Origin of the sequence: Tardiphaga sp. (assembly GCF_044340795.1) — a bacterium.
Classification (GTDB): domain Bacteria; phylum Pseudomonadota; class Alphaproteobacteria; order Rhizobiales; family Xanthobacteraceae; genus Tardiphaga.
The window spans coordinates 1-4,882 of record NZ_JBIISY010000343.1 but is presented as its reverse complement, the minus strand read 5'-3'; the positions used below and the strand labels follow the sequence as shown (position 1 = coordinate 4,882).

The following is a 4,882-nucleotide window of genomic DNA, read 5'->3' as shown; positions in this document are numbered from 1 at the left end:
CGGCCAGGGTGGCATGCAATACGGCGCCGAGATGGGCAATTGGGGCATCTATGTCGCCGCGCAGGGCCTCACCGACGACGGCTGGCGGCAGAAGTCGCCGGCAAAACTCGGCCGCTTCTATGGCGACATCGGCTATCGCGACGACCGCAGCGAATTCCATCTCTATGGCGCGGTGTCGAAGAGCTCGTTCGGCGTCGCAGCGGCCACCCCGGTGCAGATGCTCGCCAATGATTGGCGCTCGGTCTACACGACCCCGCAGACCACCGACAACGACATGGCGCTGGTCGGCCTCAACGGCAAGATCGCCGTTACCGACACCTGGTCGCTGCAGGGCAATGTCTATGGCCGCTTCTTCCGCCAGAACCACGTGGACGGCAATGATGCCGAACTCGAGCGCTGCAGCAATGCGTCGTCCTTTCCCAATCGCCTATGCCTGGAAGACGACGGCTTCCCGCGGCCCTCGCCCTTCACCGGCGCAGCGGCACTTGCCTTCCGCAACCAGTTCGTGCTGCTCGACCAGAACAACCAACCGATCCCCTGCCCGCCCGGTGTCGGCAACACCTGTTCGCCGGTGCCCTATGGCTCGATCGATCGCACCAACACGAAATCCGACACCTATGGCGCATCGCTGCAGGCGACCAATGACGACCGCATTTTCGGCCACGGCAATCACTTTGTGATTGGCGCCAGCGTCGATCGCGGCAGCACCGCATTCGATGCGACGTCAACGCTGGGCTACATCTATCCGGACCTGACGGTGGGCAACAATCCCGCCATTCCCGGCAATGGCTCGATCGTCCATACGCTCGGCAATATCGGCTACACGCCGGTCAGCCTGACCTCGCGCAACACCTATTACGGCTTCTACATCAACGACACCTTCGACATCACCGACAAGCTCTCGGCCACCGCCGGCGCGCGCTACAACGTCGCCAAGATCAGCATGCGCGACCTGCTCGGCACCAGCCCCGATCTCAACACCGACTCTACATTCTCCCGGCTCAATCCGGTGGTCGGCCTGACCTACAAGATCGTCCCCGGCCTCACGGTCTATGGCGGCTATTCGGAATCCAATCGCGCGCCGACGCCGCTCGAACTCGGCTGCTCCAATCCGGACCGGCCCTGCCTGCTGGAGAACTTCCTGGTCTCGGATCCCCCGCTCACGCAAGTGGTCGGCCACACCTATGAAGCCGGCCTGCGCGGCAACATGCCCTTTGCCGAAGGCATTCTGGACTGGAAGGCCGGCCTGTTCCGCACGGACAGCAACAACGACATCATCACGCTGGCCAGCAGCATCCAGGGTCGCGGCTACTATCAGAACGTGCCACTGACACGGCGCCAGGGCATCGAGCTCTCCGCCGAATACAAGGCGCCGCGCTGGATCGCTTATGCCGGCTACAGCTATATCGACGCCACCTACCGCTTCAACGGCACGCTGGCCTCGCCGAACAACCCATCATCCGACGACGACGGCAATATCTTCGTCACCTCCGGCAACCGCATCCCCGGCATTCCGCAACACCAGTTCAAGTTCGGCGCGGACTATCTGGTCACCCCGCAATGGAAAGTCGGTGCCGATCTCGTGGTGGTGGGTGAACGCTATTACGTGGGCGATGACAGCAACCTGAACCAGAAACTGCCGAGCTATGCGGTGGTCAATCTGCACACGTCCTACGAGGTGACAAAGAATGTCACGCTGTTCGGCGTCATCAACAACCTGTTCGACAAGCGCTACGCGCTGTTCGGAACCTATTTCGAATCCGAAGGCACGTCGAAGGCAGGCCTGCCGATCTCGCTCACGGACCAGCGCACCCAGGTACCTGGCCAACCTTTCGCGATCTATGGCGGCATCCGGGTGAAGCTCTAGGCGATCGCCATCGTCTCGCGCACGGGTGTGGCCGAGGCGCGCTCGGTGGCGACGCGCATGATGACGACCACCGCGACAAGCAATGTAGCACCAAAGCCTGTCGGTGCGCCGAGGAACTGGTAGGCGATGATCAGCGCGAATGCCGCGACAAGCATCGGCAATTCGTGGCGCTGGAACCCCTCCGCGAGGCCCACGCGGGCGATGAAGCCGACGGCAATCGCCAGTACCATCACGTCGTAGAGAAACAGATAGGGCGTCGCCAGCAATGCGCCGATCGCAAGTCCGGCTGCCTTCCATTCGTAACGGGCCTGGCTGCGCCAAAGCCAGACCAACGAGGCCGCGACCATAGCAACGAGACTCCATTGCAGGGTCCAGGCCAGCGTCTCGCTGCTGTCGAGATAGCGCATCAGTGCAAAGATGCTCTGCATCTTGCCCCATGGAGCACGGCCTTCAACGAGGAAGGCTTGCGAAAACATCGGCATCCATTTGACGAAGGCCTGCCAGCTCTCGAAACCAAAGGCGAGCCAAGACACCAGAGCGAGCGCGATGGTGGTGACGGCTGCACTGGCAAAAGCCCGCCACTGCGCGGCCACGATGAGAACAAGCGGAAAGAGTAAGCCATATTGCGGCTTGTAGCTGAGCAGACCGAGGCAGATGCCCGCAAGGATCGGCCGCGACGGCAGCAACACCAGCATGCCGCCGATCAGCGATGCGGTGAGAAATCCGTTCTGCCCGACCAGCACATTGGTGAACACGACAGGAAACGCGAGCGCCAGCAGAAGTCCGAACGGCCGACAGACGATCGCCCGCATCGCTGCGAGGTAAGGCACGGCACTGATACAGGCCCAGCCGGCAAAGGCCACTGCGTAGGGAAGCTTCGCCAAGAGTGCCGCGATGAACAGGAATGGCGGCGGATAGTGCCAGGCGAAATTGCCGGGATAATTCTGGCCCAGCACAGCAATCTGGACCTTCTTCTGGATGTCCCAGTCATAGGCCCATGCCGGATGGCCATCGAGCACCAGACGACCGGCAGACCAGACATTGATGAAATCGGTGGGCGAGCCAAGGCCGCCATCTTCATGGATCCAGCCATGGCCGTAGTAGAGCGGAAAGAACGCGATCTGCAGGATGGCAAGGATGGCGCAGCCGATCACCAGCGCTGGCGGGACCGTCTTGTTCGTCGTCACCGGGGAAAGCTGCAATCCAGTCATCAGATAGAAGCCGCGAGTTTCGATGGCACCGCTCGTTCCGTCACCGGCACATAGACACGCCAGGCCCGTCGCGCGACGACGACGGCGACGAGCAGCGTCGCGATCAATCCCACCGGGGCCGTCACCAGCCAGAACAGCAAGAGCAAGGCGCCGGCAGCGCCCAGCAATGGCAACTCGAAGCGATGAAACCCGGTCTGCAGGCCAGCACGCACGAGAAAGGCGATGGCCACGGCCAGCACCATCAGGTCATAGAGGAAGATATAGGGCGTCGCGAGGAGGATGCCGACCGCGAGGCCTGCAGCCTTGATCGTGTAGGGCGCACGGCCGCGCCACAGGATCATGAGGGCAATCGCCGTGATGACGCCGGCCGTTGTTTGCAGTGCCCAGCCGATTTGATCGCTGCCGCCCAGATAGCGTGTCGCGGCGTAGACGCTTTGCATCTTGCCCCAGATCAACGCACCGCCATTGTCGAGGAACGTGCTTGAGGCGACGGGCAACCAGCGCAGGAACGCCGTCCAGGCATCCAGACCGAACACGCCGAGGCTGATCACCGCCATGACAAGCACGGTGGCAGCCGCCGCCATGATCACGCGCCATTGCAAGGCGGCCACCAGCACCAATGGAAACAGCAGGCCGTATTGCGGCTTGTAGCTCAGAAGCCCGAGACAGATGCCCGCAAGGACCGGACGCGTCGGCAGCAGCACCAGCGTGGCGCCGATCAGCGCCGCGGTGAGAAAGCCATTCTGACCGACCATCGCATTGGCCAGCACCACGGGAATTCCGGCAGCCAGAGCCCAGCCGAACGGCCGCCCCACGATGGCGCGCATGACGATGGCGAATGGAATGAAGCTGACGACCGGCCAGGCCATATAGGCTGGCACATAAGGCAGCATGGCGAGCGCAGCCGCGACGAACAGGAACGGTGGCGGGTAATGCCACGCATAATAGCCCTCGAAATCGCGGCCGAGCGTGACGACTTCCAGCTGTTTCTGGATCGCCCAGTCATAGGCGTCGGCTGCATGCCCGGTCAAAGCGATGCGGCCAGCCGTCCAGACATTGATGAAATCCGTCGGGATCGCGACGCCTTCACGGCCAATGATCCAGTCATTCGAGAACCACAGCAGGGGAAGAGCAACGAGCTGTGCGGCAGCAAGCATGACGCACAGCCGGGCAAGCAGGCCTGCGAACTGTCCATGGCTGTCAGATGCCGTATGCGCGGCGGCCATGCCGGCTCCCTGTGACGCGTTTCTCGGGCAGCAACCTGCCAGTCGGCGCTTGCAGAACCGTAAATGAACGCGGGACTTTCCGGGGTCGTGCCGACTTGCCGCACCAACGAAAAACGCGGCCTTTCGGCCGCGTTCGCATTTCGTGTGCGCGAGATTACGCCTGCGGCTGCGGTTCCATGCCCGAATCCGGGCGCGGGCGCGGCTTGCCGGCAGGCGGCACGGCGGAGGTGCGCGGACCGGTCGGCTCCAGCACCGACTCGCGATTCGGCTTCTTGCCGTCGAGCAGGTCCTTGATCTCGTCGCCAGAGAGCGTCTCGAATTCGAGCAGGCCCTTGGACAGCGTTTCCAGATCGTCGCGCTTCTCGGTGAGAATCCGGGTCGCTTCCTTGTAGCCATCCTCGACGAGGCGGCGCACTTCCGAATCGATCTTCTGCGCAGTGGCTTCCGAGACAGCCTGCTGGCGCCCCATCTGCATGCCGAGGAACACCTCGTCATTGTTGTCACCATAGGAGACCGTGCCGAGCTCTTCCGAGAGGCCCCAGCGGGTGACCATCATGCGCGCCAGGCGGGTGGCCTGG

At 62.8% G+C, this 4,882-nt stretch carries 3 protein-coding genes and 1 pseudogene; 1 reads left to right on the top strand and 3 read right to left on the bottom strand.

All coding sequences use genetic code 11. The annotated features are described in order from the left end of the window. Window positions 1–1,867 (top strand): TonB-dependent receptor domain-containing protein (locus ACIQ17_RS30795; protein ID WP_398473281.1); only part of this gene is annotated, 1,867 nt, incomplete at its 5' end. Here ACIQ17_RS30795 and ACIQ17_RS30790 read toward each other — a convergent pair. From ACIQ17_RS30790 to ACIQ17_RS30780, 3 genes and pseudogenes are all read right to left on the bottom strand, one after another. Further along, entirely contained in the window at window positions 1,864–3,078 is a 1,215-nt protein-coding gene (locus ACIQ17_RS30790) for a glycosyltransferase family 87 protein (protein ID WP_398473280.1), read from the bottom strand. The two genes, ACIQ17_RS30795 and ACIQ17_RS30790, sit on opposite strands and share 4 nt — an antisense overlap. Then, window positions 3,078–4,304, bottom strand: a complete 1,227-nt coding sequence (locus tag ACIQ17_RS30785) for a glycosyltransferase family 87 protein (protein ID WP_398473279.1) — start codon at window positions 4,302–4,304, stop codon at window positions 3,078–3,080. Before ACIQ17_RS30785 ends, ACIQ17_RS30790 begins: the two co-directional genes overlap by 1 nt. A 154-nt stretch (window positions 4,305–4,458) precedes the next feature. After that, a pseudogene (locus ACIQ17_RS30780) lies at window positions 4,459–4,882 on the bottom strand (cell division protein FtsH); the annotation flags it as partial.

Excerpts from the sequence above, each read along its gene's own strand:
- ACIQ17_RS30790 (WP_398473280.1), bottom strand. The coding sequence starts at position 3,078 with ATGACTGGATTGCAGCTTTCCCCGGTGACGACGAACAAGACGGTCCCG.
- ACIQ17_RS30785 (WP_398473279.1), bottom strand. The coding sequence starts at position 4,304 with ATGGCCGCCGCGCATACGGCATCTGACAGCCATGGACAGTTCGCAGGC.